This window comes from Paenibacillus sp. D9 (assembly GCF_001188365.1).
Taxonomy (GTDB): domain Bacteria; phylum Bacillota; class Bacilli; order Paenibacillales; family Paenibacillaceae; genus Paenibacillus_O; species Paenibacillus_O humicus.
In genome coordinates this window covers 4,333,564-4,336,063 of sequence record NZ_JZEJ01000001.1, presented here as the reverse complement: position 1 = coordinate 4,336,063, position 2,500 = coordinate 4,333,564, and the positions used below count along the sequence as shown (strand labels likewise).

The window sequence follows — 2,500 nt, the reverse complement described above, 5'->3', positions numbered from 1 at the left end:
GCTCTCGCCGGCAAGCACGAAGTCGGTCTTCTTGGAGACGCTGCCGCTTACCTTGGCTCCCAGCGCCTCCAGACGGCGTCCGGCTTCATCCCGCGTCATTGTGTGCAGCGTGCCGGTCAGCACGACCGTCTTGCCGCTGAACGGACTGTCCACGGCGATCGGCTCGACCTTGTCCGCCTCCGCCTTGACGCCCTTCTCGCGCATGCGCCGGATGCTCTCCCTAATAAGCGGCTCCTTGAAGAAGCCGACGATGCTTTCAGCCACGATGCCGCCGACATCGGGGAGAGCGGTGAGCTCCTCGGCCGATGCTTCCATGATGGCGTCCAGGCTGCCGTAATGGTCGGCCAGCATGCGCGTGGTCGCCTTGCCTGTATTCGGAATGCCGAGCGCATTGAGGAAGGAGGCAAGGTCGCGGTCTTTCGACTTCTCGATTGCGTCCAGCAGATTGCGCGCCTTTTTGTCTCCGAAGCGCTCCAGCTTGATCAGATCGTCATAACCGAGATCGTACAGATCGGCCGGATCATGCACTTCGCAGGAATCTAGAAGCTGCTCCGCTGTCATGACGCTGAACGTCTCGATGTCCATAGCGTCCCGCGAGGAAAAATGCGTGATCCGGGCGATAATCTGCGGCTTGCAGCCGAGACGGTTCTCGCAAAACAGATGGGCGCCGCGCTGCACGAGCGGCGTGCCGCAGGCCGGGCAAGTTTCGGGATAGACAATTTCCTCCCCCTGCTCTTCTTCATCTGCTCTGCCGAGGATTTCGGGAATGACGTCATTGGAACGCCGGATGAAGACGCGGGTGCCAAGCGCGTGCTTCAGTCCCTTGCGCTCGATATCCCCGGTATTGTTGAGGGTGCAGTTCTGCACCGTGACGCCGGCCAGCTCCACCGGCTCCACGCGCGCGAGCGGAGTTACTTTGCCCGTACGGCCGACATTCCAGGACACCGATTCCAGCACCGTCGTGCTTTCTTCCGCCTCGAACTTGAACGCCACCGACCAGCGCGGGAATTTGTCTGTATAGCCGAGAGCCGCCCGGGTGCGCATATCCGTCACTTTGACGACCGCTCCGTCAATGAGAAAATCGAGCTCCGGACGCATGACGGCAATCCGATGCAGCTCCGCGATGACCTCCTCGATATCGTCGAAGTAAGTGATATACGGGTTGACCTTGAAGCGGTTGTCCCTGAGGAACTGGATCAGCTCGGCATGGTCGCGGAACTCGAGCTCGTCGGAATAACCGATATTATAGAAGAAAGCGCTCAGGCGGCGTTCGGCCGTAACCTTCGGATTGAGGTTGCGCAGAGCGCCTGCGGCGCCGTTGCGCGCGTTTTTGAGCGGCTCGGCTGCGGTCTTGTTGTAGTTCTCCAGCACGGAAAGGAACATCAGCCCTTCGCCCTGGACTTCGATAAGGCCGTCCTTGTACGGAATTGTCAGAGGGACCGAACGGATCGTCTTCACCTGCGCCATGATGCTCTCGCCGACCGTGCCGTTGCCCCGCGTCGCCGCCTGAACGAGCTCTCCGCCGTCATAGGTCAGGTTGAGAGTCAGCCCGTCGAACTTGAGCTCGACGACATAGGAAGGATCCGGCAGCGGCTCCTCGTCGGGATTTTTGGCATTGTAATCGGCGATGCCGCGGGCGAGGCGCTGCTGCCAGGCGCGGACGGCATCCTCGTCCTTGGCCTTGTCCAAGCTCCATAGGCGGGAACGATGCCGATGGGGCTCGAACCCCTTGAGCGTCTCTCCTCCGACGCGCAGGGAGGGCGACTCCGGCAGCACGACGCCGCTCTCGCTCTCCAGACGAACCAGCTCATCGTATAAAAGATCGTATTCCTTGTCGCTGATCGTCGGGTTGTCGAGCGTGTAATAGTTGTAGTTGTGCACGGCAAGCTCTCCGGCGAGCTCCCGCATCCGCTCCACGGCTTGCGGATCTGCTCCGGCCGCCAGCTCTTGCTGCTGCTCCATGCGGTTATCCAAGCGGAATCCCCGTCCTTTTCATCCGAATAATGGCTTACGTTTCTATTGTGCGCGTTTCATTATGTAAGCAACCCTGCCCGGAGGCCGGCGATCCGGCTTCCGGGCAGGAAGGCATGCTTGAATAGATATAAGACCGGACCAACATCCAACAGCGATCCGTATAAATGCAAAATGTTCATGAGCGCACGGCTGCAACGAGCGGACGCGATGGACCATGCCATTGGGAAGGACATATCGCCGGCAAGCACGAGAAGCTGCCGCTTTCCTTCCGAGAGGCTGTCAGCCCGACACCTTCTCGATCGGGGCGAAGCTGGCGAGCAGCTTCTTGAGCCCGACCGGAGCCGGGAATGCGATCTGGATCTCCGTGTCGTTGCCGGTGCCCTTTACCGACACGATCACACCGGTGCCCCATTTCTTGTGGGCCACCTTGTCTCCGGCGGCGAAGCTGCGCGCCGCATCGCCCGCGGCCGCGGGAGCGCCCGGCGTGCTGACACGCACGCCGCTGCCGCCCGCGGCGGCCGCTCCG

At 61.3% G+C, this 2,500-nt stretch carries 1 protein-coding gene and 1 pseudogene (1 of these 2 cut by a window edge); both read right to left on the bottom strand.

Annotation, left to right across the window (positions count from 1 at the left end; genetic code table 11):
- Positions 1-1,908, bottom strand: the 5' portion of a protein-coding gene (gene ligA / locus VE23_RS19395) for an NAD-dependent DNA ligase LigA (protein ID WP_373864562.1). 90 nt of this gene lie to the left of the window's left edge; 1,908 of the gene's 1,998 nt are visible here — the first part of the coding sequence; it begins with the start codon at positions 1,906-1,908; its stop codon lies beyond the left edge, outside the window.
- Positions 1,909-2,253: 345 nt separating this feature from the next.
- A pseudogene (locus VE23_RS27130) lies at positions 2,254-2,500 on the bottom strand (ATP-dependent DNA helicase PcrA); the annotation flags it as partial.